The sequence below is a fragment of the Paenibacillus sabinae T27 genome (genome assembly GCF_000612505.1).
GTDB lineage: Bacteria > Bacillota > Bacilli > Paenibacillales > Paenibacillaceae > Paenibacillus_AQ > Paenibacillus_AQ sabinae.
In genome coordinates this window covers 4,375,911-4,395,890 of the sequence record NZ_CP004078.1, presented here as the reverse complement: position 1 = coordinate 4,395,890, position 19,980 = coordinate 4,375,911, and the positions used below count along the sequence as shown (strand labels likewise).

Here is a 19,980-nt window from a genome sequence, read left to right as displayed (position 1 = left end):
CTATCATCAAGTCAATTTCATGGTGGAAATACAGGTGTTGTCGCCTTCAAATGTAGAGATGTCGGATTCGCTGCTTTTGCCGCCTTGCTCAATTTGAACATGGAACTTTTGGTCGCGCGGGAGCCAAAAATCGATGAATCCATTGTCAAACGTTTCAAATACATCTTTAATGACGACCTTGCCGTCTGCATCGGTTATCGTCACATTGAATTTCTCCTTCTCCATTTCTCCCTGGCAGCCGGTCAGGCTATGCGTGGCGCAGGGATGCGTCTTGTTCACATAGGGAGCAATGGACACGAAAAACTCATCTTCAGGCAGGCTGTAGGTCGTTTTGTTATTGTTCTCGGCAGTTACGGTAAGCTTGCTCGAAGTAATTGATGCGGATTTGGCTTCCAGCTTCCCCGCGCTGTAATCGTTAACCAATTGTTTGATGTTCGGAACCGTCTGATTGGCGCTCTCCTTTGTTTTGCCCCCGCCCCCGATGGCATATGCACCCACAAAGACGACAATTAAAGCCCCGGTAATCAAAAGCTTTTTTCTCATGTTTGAACTCCTTGTCTATTTTAGCTGAACAGAATTTATAGTCCTCTCAAGGCACCGCTAATACCTGCTCAAAATTGTAAGTTAGACGGGGGCATTTTTGCAATGATCTTAATTATTCATGACTGTATGAGCCGGGAAATGGCCGATTCAGACGGATGAAGACGCCACATGAAAAGACCCTGGCCGATATGTAGGAATTTAAAGCTTGAGGGTCAACTACATGTTATAAAAAGAGTAAGCCGACCGGCTTGGAGTCATCTGGGATGACTTTTTATACGAAAATGCAAGTCCCCAAAAGCACTAAAAGACACTCTCCCCCAAAATCATGAGGTTTCGGTATGATTCCAACTTCACGTGAATCCCTGCTCCTCAATTTTTTAAATCCAGTATCTCACCGAGGATGGAGTAGAAGTTAAATAGTCCCAGCCTGCTTCAAGATAAGGTACTCTGTCTTTAAGCACACGATAGATGGTTCATAGTATTAGATGGGCTGTCACTATCGTTGCCTTTTTTTGCCCCCGTCTTTTCTGTATGCGACAAAAGAAGGAGCAAGCCGAGTCCAAACCGGCTTCCAATATACACCTATGCTCTCCATGGCAACATGTTTGCATTTCCATTCACTTACCAATCATAGAGTGCCAGAAGTCCCTTCGTCGTTGTAGAGAAAGTACGAATTTCTTGCGTAGGTTTACGATCTAAGTTCTCATACAACACAAAAGCAACCACTGTCTCTTGATGAACATCCAGCCTAGCACACCGTTCCAAAATCGCCTCCATCTCACAATCACTCCTGAAATTGACTTAGGTGCAGGTCGTGTACCCTCAGATATATATATTTTTATACACGTGCTCGTAGCAACAATTGGTGGTACTCGTGGGATACAGTCGGCCAGTTGGGACCCAGAGTGTTTTTCCTACCAAAAAAGTAACGGCCTGTGACCTGCAGTTCCATTTTGGAACACACAGATTCACAGGCCAAGTTCATTTTCATTCCCATTCCTGGTTGTGGCTGTCAGGCCATGTTAGTTTGGAACACCCTCTTCTAGGTCGGGGAGACAGTTATGTATCCTCGAGAAAGTTGAATTTCATAAGACTTTTGCAGGTGCTTTCAACTTGTGGGTCTTTTTTTAAAAAAAAGTATTAACCGGCGTTATAGTCTCTGCTATATTCAATATTTTTTGGCTTTTTAGTGTTGTTGACATAAGTGTACCCAGCAACTTCAGCTTGTCTTCCTTCGTAGATGCTACCGAGATAATAGTCATAATAGTCATACTTTACAACCGTAATATTATAGAGGTCATAATCAATTGCCCCATAATAATCGCGAGTGTTGTACGGAGAGCCTTCAGGTGGGCCGATCCATGTATCACTTGTGGTGTAGGTTTTGGAAACCGTTCCTGACGCCGTAAGTTGCAAGGATTCTTTAACTAATTTTAAAACATTAACATCAAAACTACCTTGTACTTGCAGTGAACCGGTTATAGTTAAACTGCTCGTTCTTTGGGCTGTATGTCCTCTTGCTACACTGATAAGAAACGCTTGATTATTAATTGGACCTACGTTGTATCCAGCAATCTGCAGAGCACCGAGAGCATATTCGCTTTTTACATAAACACGCGTTTCTCCAGCTCGAGGGGACACCAAATTTTGTTTGGGTTGTAGCGACAACTTATTTTGTTCAGCCAATTTCGAATCAATAAACTCCACCCTGGCATCTGGATTTACTCCAGTATCATAGGACTTATAACTGGAAATAACGCCTTTCTCTCCAGAAATAGAATTTAATGAGGCAGGAATTGACACCTGAGAAATTGCGGAAGGAGAAATTTCTTCCGCAAAAGTACTAGTGACAACTGAGGAAAATCCGATAGCAGTTGCGACAACAACACTTGCAACTCTCTTCTTTTTCAATACAATACCTCCAATAGTAAAATTTTTTAATTCGATACATATATTTCTATAAAGACATATTAAAATCCTGCTGTATTCAAAAAAAATTGGGAATTATTTTTATTTAATGGTACAATATTGGAAAAGGAGGATGGGAATTTGAATAAAAATTCGATTTGGATTTTCTTACTTTCAGTTATCCTTTTGTGTGGAACCCTAATTGTATGTACGTCTATCTATGCTAAGGATGAAAAAAATTCGTCTCCATCTTTGTCTGATGCCTCAGATTATTCAATATCTCAAAATACAGTGTTGAGTCTTAATGAAGCTGCTGATTATTTGCGAATTTCAACAGATGATTTAAAGACAATTATTAAGCAAGATGAAGAAAAGCGAACATCACGTGGGCCTACTAATGCTTACGATCTCATTCCTTATGTTAATCTAAATGGAAATTTGATTTTTTATCGTCCCTCTCTAGATAAATGGATTGAGTATAATACATTAAATAAATAAAGCTTCTAAAAAATACAGACATTGCGAATATTTTCTGAGACATGACCCATAAGAGGGAATCTTTGAACAAGCGACCCTCTTGTGGGTCATTTGTGTTTGGGGCCTAGAATGTTTGTCCTACCAAAAAAGTCTCGGCCTGTAACCTGCAGTTCCGTTATGGAACACACAGATTCACAGATCAAGACATTTTCATTCCTGGTGGTGGCTGTCAGGACATATTAGGTTAGGACGCCCCCTGCTTGCTTTCGGGGATGCGAAGCGAAGTTAGCCTAACTGGCAGATGAAGAGGGAAAAGCTCCCTCTAATTTATAAGAAATCAGGCTGTTGAACGGCTTAACTGGAAAAACTCCATCTAATTCACGGGTTCCACCCGTTCGGTTGATGAAACGCCCCAATTAGCTGGATGTTTTCCTTATAATTCGGATATCAGCCTGTTGTCCCACTGAATTAATGGAGGAATTCCGCTTAGCCGTCTCTAAGGCTGCCCGTAAGGGCTGGTTCCCGACCGGGGAGTCAAATGGGGTCATCCTCAAGTCATCCAGGATGACTTAGGGGACAGCCCCTTTTTGCAAATAACTGGCGGGATTCGAATAGCTCTGGCTTAGCTCCTGTCAGAAAAAGAGATTGCGGTTTAGGCTGCCGAACGCTGAACTTGGAGCGTCCTAGTTCGCCAGCCGCAGGGTCTGCTGCTGACCGTTGACGCTGTAGCGGTTAAAGGTTACTTTGCCTTCCAGGGTGACGATCCGCAGGGTATGGTCGCCGTCTGGAAGATTGTTTTTCTCGAATACGACTTTATTATACCCTTCGAGATCGGCGGAGGTCAGGTCAATGGTGTCCTGCAGCATGTTGTCGATATAGACCTCCGCTCTGCCCAAATTGCTCTGCACATTCGCCAGCCAGCGGACGCCGGTTCCCGTGAAACTGAAGGATGCGATCTCCGCGGGCACCTCGGTTTCGTTCCAGCTTCCGTTGTCATTGGTCTCAATGCCCGAAGAATAATAGACGCCCGCATCGTTAAAGGCGTAATCATGCCAGCTGGAATCCACCGTTAACGACTCTTTGGGAGTGAGCTCCGCGAAGTCGATATTTACGCCTCCCGTATTGCTGCCGTCATGCCGCAGCATGATCGTGTTCGGCCCGTCCTCCAGTGTGACATCGGCCGTGATACTCTTGTAGGCTCCGATACCTGAGTTCTTGCCGGTTGAAGCGAAGGTCAGCTTCTTGATCATCTTGCCGTTGACATACAGATTGAGCGTGGCATCCGCCGAGGTGGCGTATCCGATGCGGAACGAATAGCTGCCGGCGCCCGGCATGATATTGATAATGCTGATGCTCGATCCGTTGCCGTGCATGTCGCGGACATAGCTGCCGCCGGAGGCGGCGGGGTCCAGCGATGTTTTGGCGATGCCGCCAAGCTGCGCCTTCTCGGCCTCATACAGCGGACCGCCGGGGGTAACCGGCATATCCGGCACGATGAGCTGCACCGGGTCGCTCGGAGCGGAGACGTTGCCGGAATCGTCGACCGCCCGAACCGTATACGCGTAGGTGCGGTCGTAGCCGATCGACGTATCCGTGAACCGCGTCACCGGGGACGGCAGCGCCGCGATTTCCTCTCCGTCGCGGTACAGGCGGTAGCCGGTCGTCGCCCGATTGTCGGCCGCTTCGTTCCAGTCAATCGAAGCGGAATTCCATGACGCCATTGCTGCGCCGGCCATGACCGGTTTCTCCGGCGCCTGGTCTTCCTTCGGCGTTAAATAGAGCTGGACCGCTTCACCGGCTGCTACGGTCAGGTCAAGGTCCAGGTAGGGCGACACGCTTCGGTCGTCCACCGAATAGGCGGCGCCGAGCGTGCTGCCGTCCCGGTACTGCTCCACCCGGTACGTGCCGCTCTCCGGCAGCGTGACCCGGACGCTCACATGGCGCGCCGGGGTGCCGGCCGGCTCGAAGTTTACGACGCTGATAATCCGCTTGTCGGACGAGGCGCCGACCGGAGACGCGCCGAGCGCGCGCGTATCGACAGCGCGGACATAGATCTTGCGGCCGGCGGATTCGTCGCCGCTGACGAAGGTGTAGGGCAGCGGCGCGCCGTGCGTCGCATACGCCGCCGCCAGGCGGCGGAAGGTGCGCAGCCGCGTCTCGCCGCCCTCCGCCGAATTGGCCGCCCAGGCCGCCGTGTCGGCCGCCCGGTGCGTGCTCCAATTGGCCGGACGGGCGAACAGCGCGTAGTTCGGGGAAGACGAATCGAATGCAGTATGCTGCATGATATGATCCGCATAGCCGATGTCCCCCCGCATTTCCCGGTCGAAGACGGCGGCGAATTTATATGCCGATGCGCCGAATTTGCTCTGGTCGGCATGCAGATCGTTCGCTCCCGATTCGGTCATGACCATTTCCTTCGGCAGCCCTTCTTCCGTTCCGCCGTTATAGGTGAGCAGATTCTCGTTCAAGGCGCCGCCGCGGCCCTGCGCAAGTCCGGACAGCCCGTAGCTGTGGCCGTTTGTCAGGTCCGTCAGCGCTTCAATCGGCCGCCGCTGCGCGGGGTCCCGCTCCCAGCCGTAGGGCGTTCCCTTGCTCGGCCAGTAGGCCCAGCCGGGAGCAACCATCTTGACCCACGGGGTGTTGGCCTGCTCCGACTTCAGGAACTGGGCCAGCTCTACGAGCGACGCTTGGTTATGATTGAACACGCCGGGCTCATTGTCCATTTCAATATATGAGAAATAGGAGCCATAATCAGCCATGAACTGGCGGTAATAAGTCTTCATGCTGTCCGGCACGTGACCGGCCATCATGTCGGCGCTGTTCATAAAGTCCGTGCCGAAGATCCCGGTCACGGGCTGAAGGTTCAGATCCTTCAGGGTCTGCAGGTAAGAGACGATTCCGCTTTGCCACAGCTTCCTTGTGTCGGACCAGAAGCCTGTCCGCATCATGTTTCCGCTGTAGGCAATGCCGAGCCATTCCGTCAAATCGGGGAGAAGCCGGGTCACATCGTCGTTGATCACGAACGAGTTGGTGATGGCGGTACCCAGATGGACATACCGGCCGTGGATCGGCTCGGAGGCCGGGGCGGAGAGCGCGGTCATCGACAGCTCGTCCCACTCGTACCACAGGTACCCGTCTCCCGAAGTGTTGGAATAGGAGCCGGCGTATACCTCCAGCTTCAGCGTGTTGTCTCCGGCCTTCAGCAGCTCATTCGGTATATACAGACGGTAAAGGTCGCGGTAAGCGTAGGCCCCGCCGCTGCCGGCTGTTCCGGCAATTTGCAGGAGCCCCGCCAGCCTGCCGTTCGAATAGACGGCCATTTGGGGGACGGAAATATAGGCGTTCAGGATGTGAACGTCGAACTCAAGCCCGTATGCGGGCAGACTTGGCAGCGAGTAATTAAGGCTGACCGTTTTGTTGACGCTGGCCTTCATCCCTTTCGGGAACGACTTCCAATTGCCGGACTCGGCATCCGGCGAATAGACGGCATAAGAAGCGGTCATCGCTTTGAAATCGGAAAATTCGGCGGAGCTTCCGTCATGGACGCCGATGGTCCAGAGCGTTCCGGCAGGTACGGACTCCGGCTCTGTGACGGCTGCGGAATCACCGTACACGTCTTGCGAAACAGACACAGGCGCGGAGCCGGTAGGCTGCTGATCGGCGAAGACGATGCCGGCTGGATTGGACGGGCTGCCGATGGCAATCCCCAGCGCAAGCAGCGCGGTGATGCCTTTGGCGAGGATGTGGGAGCGGAAACGTGAAGCCTTTCTTGGGGTTTTTTCGGGTAATTCGGGGACGGGTTGACACTTTGATTGGCATTGGTTCATCATGGTGAATTCTCCTCCGGTTCAAAATATCCCTTTACGCCGCCGGTTTGCTCGGGTAAGCAGACCAGCGCCCGGATTGGGCGGAGGAGGAATAACTTTTAACAAACGCGGCAATTCGTTCAAACGGCAGCAATCGTTCAAAAAGCTCTTCCCCCGGAATGCCAGGCTGCCGCGCTCCATAATAGGCGCAGCGATCCAAGGACATTCTTTTTTCCGGCAGCACGGCTGCCACCTTCGCCCTCCGCATGACGGGGAACGAAGAAGGCCCTATGGCTTTGCGTCCTTGCCTTTCGACAAGTTTGCCTTTGTCACAATGGGTGAAGCTAGAATGATGCAAAAGATGTGAAACTAAGGACCTGCGCGTCAGGCGGCAAGATCATTGTGGAAAACAGCTGCGGTTGCGGCTGTATAGGCGGGAGGGAAGAGAATAGTGGGAAAAAAGGTCTGATATTTGTGGGACAATGATAGCCGATACAGCCTATATAAACCTTCCAGCAGTTCAATAGTAGTATCGGACCAGTGCAGAGGAATTGTTAGTCATTAACAAGGAATGGTTCTTTTTAACCTGTCGAAAAATGTAGTAGGTAGGTATAAAGGACTATGTAGTCTCCCGTTTCACCAGGCTGAACGAGAGCGGCTGGAGCTGCGGATTTCGCCCGAGCAGTGCCGGAGCCAGCAATAGAAAAGCGTTCTCCGCCTGACCCGCGATCGGATTCCGGACGGTGGTTATTCCTAGAGTTCGCGACAGCTCCGAATCGTCGAAACCGACGATGGCCAGACCCCGGGGCACGTCCAGCCGCTGCCTGCGCGCCTCGCTGAGAACGCCCGCGGCGACCAAATCATTGGCGCACAGAATCGCATCGGGCCGATCCGTTCCCTCCACTAGGGACTGCACCACCCGTTCGCCGTCGCGAATGCTGTAAATGGAGGAGTAATACCATTTCTCGGCAGCGGGAAGACTGTGCTTAGACATGATGTGCTCATAGGCCAGCCGTCGGCTCCGGGTATTGATGCTGCCTGGGCGTCCGAAAGCATTGGCAATACGCGTATAGCCCCGCTCGATCAAATGCTCGAGGGCGAGGGCATAACCGTCATATTGATTCATGGCGACCGACGGTATTTCCGGATGGTCCATGCGCTGCCACGAGACAATCGGCCCGTATTTGCAGTACGAAGCAATGATGTTCGTATCGTTCACGGAGGTCAGAATGAGCAGGGCGTCGACTCTTTTTCTTTTGAGATCCTCGAAGGCCTGAAGCTCCTTCTGCTGATCTCCGCCGGTGGTATAGATAATCGTCTGGAATCCGTTCCTTCCGGAGAGTTCAACAAAGCTGTTCATAAATCGCAGGATAAGCTCGCTGAGGTCCATGGTGATCATGCCGATTTGCTGGGTTTGGCCTTTGGATAAAGAAATGGCGTTCCGGTTGGGCACATAGTCCTTCTCCTTCATGATGGCGAGGATTTTCTCCCGGGTTTCCGGGCTGACGTGGGGGGATTGATTCAGGACCCGGGACACTGTGGCTTTGGAATAACCTGACAGCTTGGCAATCTCGTCAAGTGTGGGCATAGGACTTGTTCTCCTTCGCAAGAAAGTGCTTGACATGTAACGCGTTCCAAGGTTTAGGATGCGGAAATAGAGCAGTATTTCTATCTTATCACAACAGAAAAGGCGGGAAGAAACATGAGCTTGCAATTTCCGGAAGGCTTTTTATGGGGCGGCGCGGTTGCCGCGAACCAGCTGGAGGGGGCTTATCAGAAAGACGGCAAAGGGTGGTCCACTCAGGACGTCATGCCGCATGGAGTCAAGACGCCTCCCACGGAAGTCCCTACAGACGATAATATGAAGCTGATCGGGATCGATTTTTATCACCGGTATAAAGAGGATATCAAGCTGTTTGCCGAAATGGGCTTCAAGGTGTTCCGGACGTCCATCGCCTGGTCCCGGATTTTCCCGAAAGGGGACGAGCTGGAGCCGAACGAACAAGGCCTGCAGTTCTACGACGCCCTGTTCGACGAGTGTCATCGGTACGGCATCGAGCCGCTGGTCACCATTTCTCATTATGAGACCCCGCTGCACCTCGCAAGAGAATACGACGGATGGGTGAACCGCAAGCTGGTCGATTTTTATGCGCGTTATGCGAGAACGATTTTTACCCGTTACAAGGACAAGGTGAAATATTGGCTGACCTTTAACGAGATCAATTCCATTCTGGAATTTCCGTTTATGAGCGGCGGAATCAGCACCCCGAAAGAGAAGCTGGGCAAGCAGGAGCTGTACCAGGCGATTCACCATGAGTTCGTGGCCAGCGCCCTGGCCGTAAAGATCGGGCATGAGATCAATCCGGATTTCCAAATCGGGTGCATGGTGCTCAGCATGCCGATTTATCCGCTTACTCCGCATCCGGACGATGTGATCAAGACCATGGAGAGCGATCACAAAAATACGTTCTTTGCCGACATCCACGCCAGAGGCTATTACCCGGGCTATATGAAGCGTTTCTTCAAAGAGAACGGCATCCAAATTCATTTCGAGCCGGGAGACGAAGCGATTCTGAAGCATACCGTGGATTTCATTTCGTTCAGCTATTATATGAGCATCTGCGAAACGGCCGACCCGGAAAAACAGATCCGGGGGGAAGGCAACCTTCTAGGCGGGGTCCCGAATCCGTATCTGGAAGCCAGCGATTGGGGCTGGCAGATTGACCCCAAGGGTCTGCGCTGCATCATGAACGCGTTCTACGACCGGTACCAGAAGCCGCTGTTTGTCGTCGAGAACGGGCTTGGCGCCGTCGACCGGCTCGTAACGGATGAGAATGGCGACAAGACGGTGGAGGACGGTTACCGTATTCAATATTTGCGGGATCATCTCGTTCAGGTCGCTGAAGCCATTGCCGACGGCGTGGAGGTCCTAGGGTATACGAGCTGGGGCTGCATCGATCTTGTCAGCGCGTCAAGCGCCGAACTGAAGAAACGCTACGGCTTCATCTATGTGGACCGTCATGACGACGGCTCGGGAACGCTTGAGAGATACCGCAAGAAGTCGTTTCACTGGTACAAGGAAGTGATAGCAACGAATGGGCAGAGCCTGTTCAAATGAGAGCGATAGGCCGGCTTTTAAAAGGCAGGGGATTGGCTGGATACTTTAGCCGGTCTCTTTTTTTTGCAGCAAACCTCATTGATTGGCCAGAGCAGGAGGTAGACCTATCCCGCGCGCCTCAACCTTTGGGCCGGTAATAAGACGGACTCTTGCCTTCAACGGTTTTGAAAAAGCGGCTGAACGCGTGAATACTGGAAAATCCCATGTTCTCGGCGATGACGGTCAGCGGATCGGCGGTGAACTGGATCATATGCCTCGCGGCGTGGGCGCGCATGAGCTGGTGGTACTGAATGGGACTCATGCCGAAGGCCTGCTGAAACAGGCGGACCAGATAGTGCTTGCTGATTCCGGACATTTTGGCGATTTCATCCAGACTGACTTTGCGGTTCGTATTATGCATCAAATATTGTTTAATGTGCATCAGGGAGTGCATATTGGTCTCGACATGGGAGTTGAGGCTCCAGTAATTTTCGCGGAGCAGCTGAATCCAGAGCTGGATGAACAACCCTTTGACCTTGAACTCGTAGTAGGGCATTTTCGTTTCGTATTCGTAGATGATGTCCAGCAGCATTTTTTCAATCAGCACCGGGTTCTTCAGCCGCAGGTGGCTGGATAGGGGGACGGGCATCTCATCGAGAATATCCGGCCGGAAGTAGGCCAATTCCTCGGGTTCAATCTCTTCGATCGGCCGAAACGACACCTTTACCTTCTCGCTGTCCTCCGTATAGAAGAAGTCAAAATGGATATGGGGCTGGCGCAGGCGCTGCTTGCCGACCTTAGTGATTTTATGCCGCTGCTTCGGACGGAACAGAAAAATATCGCCGCGAACGCCTTCATACACCGTATCCTCGATCGTCACATTCACCGTGCCTTCCATAATGTACAGCAGCTCATAATCGAACAACTGCCTCTCTTTAATCACCCAGGAACGACCTTCCACGATATTGTCCATGGCGACGCGAATGTAAGGCGAAATCTGATGCAGGATCATGATAATCAAGCCCTCCCCTCTATAAATGAAAGCGTATCACAAAAGCAAGAAATGATAAATAAAAAATAAGCTATGCTAAATACGCGGCATAAAAAAGGGGTTACGATAAGGATGTACTTCAAAGGCAGAAGCAATATTTGCCATCTTGAAGAATTCGATACAGAGGGGGACATGCGAGCTATGAAGAAAAGATTTCTGATTGTTCTGATGGCATGTTTGTTGATTCTCGGTTTGGCAGCCTGCGGAAGCAATAGCACTCCCAAAAATGAAAACGCTTCATCCAAGGCGGGTCCAGTCACGATATCGATCGCCATGCACGTAGCCAACGTTAAGGAACAAGAGCCTTATATGTACGGCATTATTCAAAAATTCCAGGAGAAATACCCCGATATCAAGATCGACCTTACGGGTGCGGAAACCCAGGAGCATGTCAAGAAAATGAAAATGATGTCCCAGTCAGGCAACCTTCCGGATATATTCTGGATGCTGCCGGCCCCGGCCAAGGAAATGAATCAGGCCGGACTGCTGCTGGATTTGACCGATTTCCTGAAGAGCAATCCTGATATTGCTTCAAGCATCGATTCCCAAATGGTAAGCGATTACCAGGATGGGGGCAAGCAGTTCGGGCTGCCGTATCAGGCGCTCGTGACCGGATTATGGTACAACAAGGCGTTGTTCGATCAATACAAAGTCAAAGTGCCGGAAACGTACGAGGAGCTGCTGGCGGCGGCAAAAGTATTCAAAGCGAACAACGTCGTTACCATTGCGAAGGGCTCGAAGGATACGTTCAGCACATGGGCTTTCCTCGGCATGCTGACCCGGTATGGATTCTTTGACAAAATCGGCGACATCGAGAGCGGCAAAGAGAAATTCAACAATCCCGACTTCTTGAAGTTGTTCAACAAGATTGACGAGCTTCGGGTGAACGGGGCTTTCCCGGAAAATGTCTCGACGCTGTCCTACTTCCAGGCAGTCGAAATGTTCACCGGCGGCAAGGCCGCCATGCTGGATGCCGGCGTGTGGGAGACGAAGAAGATTGAAGGCAGCCCAATCGGCAAAACGGCCGGCTTCTCCTGGGGTCCGACCTTCTCCGACGGCGTCGGCAACCAGAAGATTGCCATGGCTGTCGCCGCGGCTCCGCTGGTCGCAAGCGCCAAAGTCAAGGACGACCCGGCCAAGTATGACGCGGTTCAGAAGTTCTTTGCCTACTTCTACAGCCAGGAAGGCGCGGCGGTGATGGCCGAGAACGAGGCGCCGCCGGTCGTGAAATATACGGGAACTGTGGACAAGGCGAAGTATCCGGTATACGCGGAAGTAATCAGCAAGCTGAATGAGCCGGGCTGGGAGCGGGCGAAGGCGCAGCCCGATCTGGTGGTAAGCGAGGCGGTGGCCAACCAGCTTAACGACAGCATTTACGGCGTCATCAACGGCATTTACAAGCCGGAACAAGCGCTCGATCTGATTGACCAGAAAGTCGCGAAGTAATGGATAAGCACAGGCTGCCGCCAAGCGCTCCGGCGCCTAAGCGGCAGCCGATACCAAACCTTCGGAAAGGCGGTTGATGTCATGATTGGAAGCTTTACTCTGGGCGCGCTGATCCTTCTGCTGATTGTCTCGGCAAGTTCCGTAAGGTCCGAAGCCATTTCAGAATATAACGGCAAGCCGGCTACGGGAAGCGGAACAACCTCTGTCGGATGGGGGAGAAAGAAATGATCTGGCTCAGTAAACGAAGAACCATTTTTTTCATGCTGATTCCTACAATGATTGTCTATTTGGGCTACATCATCATGCCCGTGCTCATTTCCTTCTACTACAGCCTGACTGAATATACGGGCATCGGCACGGCGAAATTTATCGGTCTGGATAATTTCAGCAGGCTTATGAATGATTCCCTGTTCTGGATTTCGCTAAAGAACACACTGATTGTTCTGGCCGTCTCCCTGCTGCTCCTTCTGCCCGGAGCTTTCCTGCTCGCCCTGATGCTCAATGTCAAGGTGAAAGCGGGTAACGCCGTCAAAGCGCTGAATTTTGCGCCAAGCATTGTCGCTCCGATCCTGGTAGGCCTGATCTGGGTGTTCATTCTCGACCCGCAGATGGGGTTGATCAACGTTATTTTGACCAAGCTGGGTCTCGGGCAGTTCGCCCTGTCCTGGATTGGCGGCAAAACCTTGACTCCGTATTCGATCGGCATTGTGTTTACCTGGCAGATGATTGGCTTTCTGGCGACGATCTTTCTGGCCGGACTCAAGATGATTCCAAGGGACGTCTACGAATCGAGCTCCATGGACGGGGCGAACAAGATTCAGCAGATGTTCCGGATCACCATTCCGATGATGAACGAGACGGTCAAGATTAATGTCGTTCTTATTATTACGGGTGTGTTCAAAATTTTTGAAACTGTGCTGCTGCTGACGAATGGAGGCCCCAATCATTTATCCGAGGTCATGGTTACCTACATGTACAATATCACCTTTACCTCGGGCGAATACGGTTACGGCATGGCCATTGCCACGGTTACCTTTCTGCTAACCCTGATCTTTTCCCTGATCTATATGACCCTGAGCAGAAAGAGCATTGAGGAATAGGGGGAGAGTTCAATGAGTTATGTATCGGGTACCGCAACAGGCTCCGCTGTGAAAGAGGCGAAAGTCATGAAGAAGGGCCGCATGAACGGAAGTGCCGGCATGAACCTGCTCGCTTATCTCGTCACCCTTATCGTTCTGCTGCCTTTTCTGTGGATGCTTCTGTTGTCATTCAAAACAAACAGCGACATTCTGAACAATCCGTTCAGTCTGCCCAAGACGCTGAGCTTTGACAATTACGAGCGGGCGTTTACGACGCTGAATATGGGGCTGCTGTATAAAAATACATTCATCATCGCCGTCATCACGATCGTGATTGAAGTGCTGATTACGTTCATGAGCTCCTATGCCTTGACTCGGATGGTATTCCGCTCCGAACGCTTGAGAAATTCCTTGACCGCGTTCCTGCTGGCCGGGTTAGCCATACCGGCGTTCATCCTGCTGTTCCCGGTATACCGGCTGACCTTGTCCTTCGGGCTGCTCAACACGTACGCTTCGCTGGTCATTCCCTATATCGCGACCTCGATTTCCTTCAATACGCTGCTCTTTACCGGCTTTCTCCGCGGATTTCCAAGGGAGGTGGAGGAAGCGGCGATTATCGACGGATGCGGTCTCTTCACGCTGGGCAGATCGGTTGTATTCCCGATTATTATGCCGGTGGTCGCCACGGTGTTCATTTTCAACATGCTGTATATCTGGAATGAGTTCCCGTTCGCGGTAACCTTGATCAGCGATGAAACGATGACTACGATTTCGCTTGGCATTTCCCAGTTCAAAGGCCGCTTCAACATTGATTACGGCGGCATTATCGCGGCAAGCACGCTACTTATTATTCCGCAGCTGGTGTTCTTCGCCGTCTTTCAAAGATTCATTATCGAAGGTATGACGGCCGGGGCTGTAAAGGGTTAAGCGGGCAAGGCTTAAGCGGCAACAATTTTTTTATATAGAAAATATTATTTCACGCTAAAAAGGAGAGATTACGCATGCATACTCAATCGTTGAACCTGCTTGGAAACTTGACCCAGGTGAAGGAGGTCCGCACGGCGCGCGTTTCCAGCTGGGATCAGGACGGGCGAAATCAGGACTACTGGATGATTCCGGCCGGCGGCACCGTCGTGCTTGGCGATATGGAAGGACCCGGCAGCATCAATCATATCTGGATGACCTCGTTCTGCCGCCGCGTGCATGGGCCGAGCGTAATGAACCCCGAGTGGGGCGGCAAAATCGCGCCGGTCAACGAAATTCACAACGCGCTCGGCGTGACCTGGGAATCGGCCGATCCGGCCTGGTACCGCAAGGTGCTGATTCGTATGACTTGGGATGACCAATCCTATCCCAGCGTGCTTGTGCCGTACGGCGACTTCTTCTGCATCGGCCATTCCATGCCCGGCAACTTCGCCTCCCTTCCGTTCACCGTTTCGGTAAAGCCGGAGGAGCAGTTCAAATTCGGCGGCGTGGCTTCGGTCAACTGCTATCTGCCGATGCCGTTTGGCAAACGGGCCAAGATCGAGATTATTAACGAGAACGATGTGCCGTTCGGCTTGTATTTCCACATCGACTACGAGCTGTATAAGCAGCCGCTTGGCGATGAGACCGCTTATTTCCATGCGCAGTGGCGGCGCGAAAATACATGCGACGGCTGGGGGCCGGATCTTCAGGTGAACACGCCGGAGGTCAACCGGGTCGCCAATCTGGATGGTGAGGGCAACTACGTCATTCTGGAGGCGGAAGGCAAAGGCCACTATATTGGCTGCAACCTCTCCGTTACCCATTTCCAGGGCAGCTGGTGGGGCGAGGGTGACGATATGATCTTCATTGACGGAGAGAAGCTGCCGAGCATCGTCGGCACCGGCGCCGAGGATTATTTCAACCATGCCTGGGGGATGCAAAAAAATGCATTCCCGTTCCACGGCTCCATTGTGCATGAGAGCGATGTGCCGGGCTATCAGGTCTCCTACCGGTTCCATATCACCGACCCGGTTCATTTCTCGGAGAGCCTCAAGGTGACGATTGAGCACGGCCATGCCAATCACCTGTCCGACGACTGGTCGTCGACCGCTTACTGGTATCAGACACTGCCTTCCAAGCCGTTCGGCATTCTGCCGGTGGAGGAGCGGATTCAGCGGATGCCGCAATTCCCGAGCCCCGGGCCGCTTAAGCCGGCCACTCTGAACGAAGAAATGGCGGAATCCTTCAGATTGGCCGCAGAACGGATGGAGGGCTATGCCAAAGGACGCGAAGAGCAGGTTCATATTAAAACGGACCGGGTGTCCTGGCATTCCGAAGGCAATATCCTGCAAAGTAAAAGCGTACGCGATTCGTTCTTGTCCAAATAAGAGAGGGTGGAGGGATACTAGTGGAACTGCCAACTCAAGGAGCATTGCTGCACCGGGAAGCGTTGTTAAAAGCGGAACAGTCCATCTCAAGGATCAAGGACACCGCCGGCAAAGACCCGGGCCGGCTGAAATATCATTTTATGGCGCCGGCCTATTGGATTAACGATCCGAACGGCCTGATTTTTTACAAAGCCGAATATCATCTGTTCTATCAGCATTATCCTTACGCCGCTGAGTGGGGCGCCATGCACTGGGGCCACGCCAAAAGCAAAGATCTCGTCCACTGGGAGCATCTGCCGATCGCCCTTGCCCCAAGTGAGCCTTATGATCTGCATGAACGGGGCGGTGTCTTTTCGGGCAGCGCGGTCGACGACAACGGCATTTTGTCCGTTCTCTATACGGGGACGGTCATTAAAGACGGCGTTCTGATCCAGTCCCAGTGCCTGGCTACCAGCCAGGACGGGATCACCTTCGAGAAGTATGAGGGTAACCCGGTCATTCCCGGTCCGCCGGAGGACGGCTCCGCCGATTTCCGCGACCCGAAAGTGTGGAAGCATAACGGAACGTGGTATATGGTCGTCGGCTCGAGCAAGGACGGAATTGGCAAAGCGCTGCTTTACAAATCACCGGACCTTCGCGCGTGGAACTACGTCGGCGTTCTTGCCGAAAGCGACGGAACGATGGGAACGATGTGGGAGTGCCCGGATTTCTTCCCGCTGGATGGCCGCTACGTGCTGCTGTTCTCGCCGATGGGCATGGGAGAACGCAAAACCATCTATCTGGTCGGGGACATGGACTATGAGACCGGCCGGTTCACCTGGGACACGATGGGCGATGTGGATCACGGCTTTGAATACTACGCTCCGCAGTCCTTCCTGGACGGTCAGGGCAGACGGATCATTATCGCCTGGCTGAACGCCTGGGACTGGATGCCGTGGTTCAAGGACTTCGGACCGACCGACGTCAATCACTGGTGCGGTGCCATGTCGGCGCCCCGGACCGTGGAGCTGGACAGCGACAGCCGGCTGATATTTAAGCCGGTCAAGGAACTGGAAGTGCTGCGGCGGGAGCATTTCCATATCGGGCAGACCGAGGTTACGCCGGGAGCTTCGGTAATCCCCAAATATGTGGGAAGCGACTGCCTGGAGATCAAGGCGGAGTTCGAGATGTCCGGCTGCACCGCCGAAGAAATCGGATTCGTGCTGCGGGGCGCAGGTGACGGCTCGCAGCAGACGCTGCTCGTCTACAATACGAAGACCGGCGTTCTGCGCTTTGACCGGACCCGCTCCGACGGCTGGAGCGAGGGCGTCCGCACGGCAGCTTTGGAAAGAACAGGCGAAGAGCCGCTGAAACTGCATATTTTTGTCGACACCAGTGTAGTGGAACTGTATACCGATAACTACCGTACGGCCATGACGAATAATATCTATCCCGAGCCTGCCAGCATTGCGCTGGAAGTCTTCGCAAGCGGCGGCAGCGCGAATATCGCGTCGCTGGATATTTGGAAGCTGCGGTCGGCGTGGTAATCGGACAATAGTTACAGTAGGGGCTGTCCCTAAGTCATCCAAGATGACTTGGGGATCGCCCTTTTTTCATTTTGTAAAACAAAAAGATACCATTCCTTGGTAAAATGGAATGGGATAACAAATTACCAATACTTCAACTGGAGGGCTTTAAATTGAAGAGAAAAACAATGTTTTGTATTATGATAACTTTTTTGTTGGTTGGTTCCGTTGCTTGGGCGGATAGTAATTTTAAAGTTTATTGGGGTAAAGAAGAATTAAATCAAACATCAGGGAAACCATTAATTATCAATAATAGACTATATGTTCCTGTTTATCTTTTAAAACAAGCTAATATCTCTGTATATAAGCAGGACAATTCTTGGTACCTGTCAGATAACCGAAAAAAATACATAAATAATTTATATTTATTGGACCTATACAGAAGGGGGTTCATGGATTCAATAAATGAATTGGACAAGGAATCATTAAATATTTTGGGTGATGTTCTTCTTAATAAAAATGTAGATGGTTCAAAATTAAAGGAGTTAATAAACGAGGCCCAAACTTCTACGAGAGAATCATATAAATATATTGATAAGTTAGCGATAATTGGTGATAAACCGGAAGGATTTTTACAATCACTTACATGTGCAGAGAATTATAATATTGCTGTCAGTCATTTATTAAAATACAATGAGACACGCGATTTGAACGAACTGGAATTGTTTTACGATAATCGGCTTAAAGCAATAGAAGCATTTGATGCTGTTAAAAATGAATATGATAGATATATTAATTTGAGTTTCGATAAAGCATTTCGTTGATGCTGTTATACGTTCGTGGTTGTATAATTGAATGTACCGTACAATCTCTTCAAAACAGGCAGTCTTCCTAAAGGCAAGGCTCGTACTGGGGGGTCTTTCCAGCTATGAGCCTTTTAAGTTCAGCAAAAACATGTAGTAGACCCAAATACAAAGCCGGTCAGTCAAGGATGAACTCTTGACAGACCGGCTTGCTGTTTTTTCAAGATATATTGTTATCCCGGTTCTTATTTATACGTCTTGGCGATCGCGTTGGCTGTGACAATCGCGTTATACACATCCTCCGGTTCAACCGGGAACGGCATATTGCCCATCGTGTCCCCCGCTGCGCAGGCGGCTTCCGCTACCTGACGCCATTCGGACTCGATGAATTTCGTGCATTAGAAATGCGACAAACCTTATAGCTTCTGAAAATCAATCTCCGGATCATCCGCATGAGGTCCGTTGATGAGCTCGCCTGAGCCTCCCTTTAAATATTTATCGAAGAAATCCAGAACGTACCGGTTCACAAGATAAGCCCCTCTGTACCCGTCAATGCTGCCGGTCATGCCCAAATATTTGATCAAAGGCGAATAGAATTGCATATCCGTAAAATTAAAATGGGCCGTTCCCTTGATATGGATGATTTGACCTCCGTGTAAGGCGACATGGCGGATAATCTGCGTCTCTTTAGTGATCCTTTCCCTGATTTCTTCAGGAACCGCAGGATCGTCCAAGGCTTCAGTTATCTTCGCGGAAGCATCGGACTGTAAGAACATAAACGGCTTGTTCAATTGGTCCTGGTCCAAATCAATCAGCGTCCCGTCCATATTAATCCCGGCTTTGATTTTGCCGATCGTATAAGCTGCGTTATATGCGGTTGCTCCGCCGAACGAATGGCCCATGATGCCCGTGTTGTTCATATCGATTTTGCCTGTAAAATCACTTTCGATCCGTCCCGCATTCAGCGAATCCAATTGATTCAGCACAAACTTCACATCCTGAGTCCAAATCTCTCCGATAACGCGGGCCTTATCATAGATATCCTCGGCAGAGAGTTCTGTTGTGAACCCTGTGATCCTGCCGTCGGAAAATGCCGTCGCCGCCGTGCTGTACGTATGGTCGATAGCGGCTACGATGTACCCGTGGCTTGCCAGATTTTCGGCTTGTGAAGCATGAAGCATTCGGCTGGTGCCCAGGCCATGGCTTATGATGACCAAGGGATAAGGTTTGGGGGAGGGGAGGACGGGCGCATCTTGAAAGGAATGACTGCGCGCATACTTCCAGTAATCCAGGGCAAACGCAGGCAAATGAAGCCCCTCGGCAAAAGCTGATATGTAATTGTGAAAGATTTGCGGGTCCTGGGGAAAAAGAAACTGAGGCTCCCCGGATGATTTTTCCGCCGGGTACCATACTTGGACGACGAGCTCGCGTTTATCTCCCGGATCGGCGGTGAGCGTCTCCTCGCGGCTTCCGTCGGTCCAATCAAAGGTAACTGTGCCAACCGCGTCTGCTCCGTCCGGTTTAGGTAAATCCATAACCGGCAGGGCCGCGGCCAGACCGGCGGAAAGTATAACCAGCCCGCTCAGCGCAAGGCCGCTTACATACCGGGGAACACGCCGTTTTTTAAACATCGGAACCGGTCTAAATAGTCTAAGCAGAATGCTTGCCAGCAGGATGAGAGTCACGAAATAAAGGGGGACCAGCTGCCACCGGTAGCCTTCCAGAAACAGCTGCAGCACCGGAATCGTGAGCAATCCGGCGCCAATCAGCAGATTCGTTATTTTGCGGGGAGAGGTTGACTTGCCAATAACAAAAAAATAGATCAACACCAATAAATCCAGCGCCGCCAGGGTCATTTCCAACATACGCATTGCATAATCTCCTCAATTCATCTGGTTTGACAATATCATA

16 protein-coding genes, 1 pseudogene and 1 riboswitch are annotated in these 19,980 nt (G+C 51.3%); of the genes and pseudogenes, 9 read left to right on the top strand and 8 right to left on the bottom strand.

Features of this window, described 5'->3' with window-relative positions:
- Positions 1-6 precede the first annotated feature (6 nt).
- Both PSAB_RS20160 and PSAB_RS20155 read right to left on the bottom strand, forming a co-directional pair.
- Entirely contained in the window at positions 7-543 is a 537-nt protein-coding gene (locus PSAB_RS20160; protein ID WP_025336393.1) for a CueP family metal-binding protein, read from the bottom strand.
- 1,140 nt (positions 544-1,683) lie between these two features.
- On the bottom strand, positions 1,684-2,454 hold the full coding sequence (locus PSAB_RS20155; RefSeq protein WP_025336392.1) for a hypothetical protein: 771 nt from the start codon (positions 2,452-2,454) through the stop codon (positions 1,684-1,686).
- Between the two features lie 138 nt (positions 2,455-2,592).
- On the opposite strand from PSAB_RS20155, the gene PSAB_RS25580 reads away from it, so the two are divergent.
- Entirely contained in the window at positions 2,593-2,949 is a 357-nt protein-coding gene (locus tag PSAB_RS25580) for a helix-turn-helix domain-containing protein (RefSeq protein ID WP_144240555.1), read from the top strand.
- A 662-nt stretch (positions 2,950-3,611) separates the two neighbouring features.
- On the opposite strand, the gene PSAB_RS24730 is transcribed toward PSAB_RS25580, so the two are convergent.
- The 3 genes from PSAB_RS24730 to PSAB_RS20140 form a co-directional block, all read right to left on the bottom strand.
- Positions 3,612-6,758, bottom strand: a complete 3,147-nt coding sequence (locus tag PSAB_RS24730; protein WP_025336391.1) for a polysaccharide lyase family protein — start codon at positions 6,756-6,758, stop codon at positions 3,612-3,614.
- Between the two features lie 31 nt (positions 6,759-6,789).
- Positions 6,790-6,987 carry a hypothetical protein gene (locus tag PSAB_RS25630; RefSeq protein ID WP_025336390.1) on the bottom strand — a complete coding sequence of 66 codons (198 nt, stop codon included), beginning with the start codon at positions 6,985-6,987 and terminating at the stop codon, positions 6,790-6,792.
- Positions 6,968-7,069: riboswitch (cyclic di-GMP riboswitch) on the bottom strand. It overlaps the preceding gene by 20 nt.
- Before the next feature lie 284 nt (positions 7,070-7,353).
- Positions 7,354-8,322, bottom strand: coding sequence for a LacI family DNA-binding transcriptional regulator (locus PSAB_RS20140; protein WP_025336389.1), 969 nt, complete (start codon positions 8,320-8,322; stop codon positions 7,354-7,356).
- Between the two features lie 114 nt (positions 8,323-8,436).
- Between PSAB_RS20140 and PSAB_RS20135 the strand changes: the two genes are divergently transcribed.
- The gene (locus PSAB_RS20135; protein WP_025336388.1) at positions 8,437-9,852 is read left to right on the top strand and encodes a glycoside hydrolase family 1 protein; all 1,416 of its coding nucleotides are present in this window, start codon (positions 8,437-8,439) and stop codon (positions 9,850-9,852) included.
- A 118-nt stretch (positions 9,853-9,970) separates the two neighbouring features.
- On the opposite strand, the gene PSAB_RS20130 is transcribed toward PSAB_RS20135, so the two are convergent.
- Positions 9,971-10,843, bottom strand: coding sequence for an AraC family transcriptional regulator (locus PSAB_RS20130; protein WP_025336387.1), 873 nt, complete (start codon positions 10,841-10,843; stop codon positions 9,971-9,973).
- A 180-nt stretch (positions 10,844-11,023) separates the two neighbouring features.
- Between PSAB_RS20130 and PSAB_RS20125 the strand changes: the two genes are divergently transcribed.
- From PSAB_RS20125 to PSAB_RS20100, 7 genes are all read left to right on the top strand, one after another.
- Positions 11,024-12,328, top strand: coding sequence for an ABC transporter substrate-binding protein (locus PSAB_RS20125; RefSeq protein WP_038597463.1), 1,305 nt, complete (start codon positions 11,024-11,026; stop codon positions 12,326-12,328).
- An 81-nt stretch (positions 12,329-12,409) separates the two neighbouring features.
- Positions 12,410-12,556, top strand: coding sequence for a hypothetical protein (locus PSAB_RS25845; protein ID WP_158442609.1), 147 nt, complete (start codon positions 12,410-12,412; stop codon positions 12,554-12,556).
- Positions 12,553-13,428 carry a carbohydrate ABC transporter permease gene (locus tag PSAB_RS20120; protein WP_025336385.1) on the top strand — a complete coding sequence of 292 codons (876 nt, stop codon included), beginning with the start codon at positions 12,553-12,555 and terminating at the stop codon, positions 13,426-13,428. The genes PSAB_RS25845 and PSAB_RS20120 overlap by 4 nt, the downstream gene beginning before the upstream one ends.
- A 12-nt stretch (positions 13,429-13,440) precedes the next feature.
- Positions 13,441-14,334 carry a carbohydrate ABC transporter permease gene (locus tag PSAB_RS20115; protein WP_226991733.1) on the top strand — a complete coding sequence of 298 codons (894 nt, stop codon included), beginning with the start codon at positions 13,441-13,443 and terminating at the stop codon, positions 14,332-14,334.
- 74 nt (positions 14,335-14,408) lie between these two features.
- A complete protein-coding gene (locus tag PSAB_RS20110; RefSeq protein WP_025336383.1) occupies positions 14,409-15,761 on the top strand; it encodes a glycoside hydrolase family 172 protein in 1,353 nt (450 codons plus the stop codon).
- A 20-nt stretch (positions 15,762-15,781) separates the two neighbouring features.
- On the top strand, positions 15,782-17,287 hold the full coding sequence (locus PSAB_RS20105; RefSeq protein WP_025336382.1) for a glycoside hydrolase family 32 protein: 1,506 nt from the start codon (positions 15,782-15,784) through the stop codon (positions 17,285-17,287).
- A gap of 152 nt (positions 17,288-17,439) precedes the next feature.
- Positions 17,440-18,090: a hypothetical protein gene (locus PSAB_RS20100; RefSeq protein ID WP_025336381.1), complete on the top strand. Its 651-nt coding sequence runs from the start codon at positions 17,440-17,442 to the stop codon at positions 18,088-18,090.
- Positions 18,091-18,314: 224 nt separating this feature from the next.
- On the opposite strand, the pseudogene PSAB_RS26240 reads toward PSAB_RS20100, so the two are convergent.
- Both PSAB_RS26240 and PSAB_RS20095 read right to left on the bottom strand, forming a co-directional pair.
- Positions 18,315-18,461 (bottom strand): annotated as a pseudogene (locus PSAB_RS26240) (glycerol dehydrogenase); the annotation flags it as partial.
- Between the two features lie 24 nt (positions 18,462-18,485).
- Positions 18,486-19,940 carry an alpha/beta hydrolase gene (locus PSAB_RS20095; RefSeq protein WP_025336380.1) on the bottom strand — a complete coding sequence of 485 codons (1,455 nt, stop codon included), beginning with the start codon at positions 19,938-19,940 and terminating at the stop codon, positions 18,486-18,488.
- Positions 19,941-19,980: the final 40 nt, after the last annotated feature.

Bases quoted from the DNA above. Each gene is read 5' to 3' on its own strand.
- PSAB_RS20095 (WP_025336380.1), bottom strand. From the start codon at position 19,940: ATGCGTATGTTGGAAATGACCCTGGCGGCGCTGGATTTATTGGTGTTG.
- PSAB_RS20115 (WP_226991733.1), top strand. From the start codon at position 13,441: ATGAGTTATGTATCGGGTACCGCAACAGGCTCCGCTGTGAAAGAGGCG.
- PSAB_RS20120 (WP_025336385.1), top strand. From the start codon at position 12,553: ATGATCTGGCTCAGTAAACGAAGAACCATTTTTTTCATGCTGATTCCT.
- PSAB_RS20135 (WP_025336388.1), top strand. From the start codon at position 8,437: ATGAGCTTGCAATTTCCGGAAGGCTTTTTATGGGGCGGCGCGGTTGCC.
- PSAB_RS24730 (WP_025336391.1), bottom strand. From the start codon at position 6,758: ATGATGAACCAATGCCAATCAAAGTGTCAACCCGTCCCCGAATTACCC.
- PSAB_RS20140 (WP_025336389.1), bottom strand. From the start codon at position 8,322: ATGCCCACACTTGACGAGATTGCCAAGCTGTCAGGTTATTCCAAAGCC.
- PSAB_RS20130 (WP_025336387.1), bottom strand. From the start codon at position 10,843: ATGATCCTGCATCAGATTTCGCCTTACATTCGCGTCGCCATGGACAAT.
- PSAB_RS20125 (WP_038597463.1), top strand. From the start codon at position 11,024: ATGAAGAAAAGATTTCTGATTGTTCTGATGGCATGTTTGTTGATTCTC.
- PSAB_RS25845 (WP_158442609.1), top strand. From the start codon at position 12,410: ATGATTGGAAGCTTTACTCTGGGCGCGCTGATCCTTCTGCTGATTGTC.
- PSAB_RS20160 (WP_025336393.1), bottom strand. From the start codon at position 543: ATGAGAAAAAAGCTTTTGATTACCGGGGCTTTAATTGTCGTCTTTGTG.
- PSAB_RS20110 (WP_025336383.1), top strand. From the start codon at position 14,409: ATGCATACTCAATCGTTGAACCTGCTTGGAAACTTGACCCAGGTGAAG.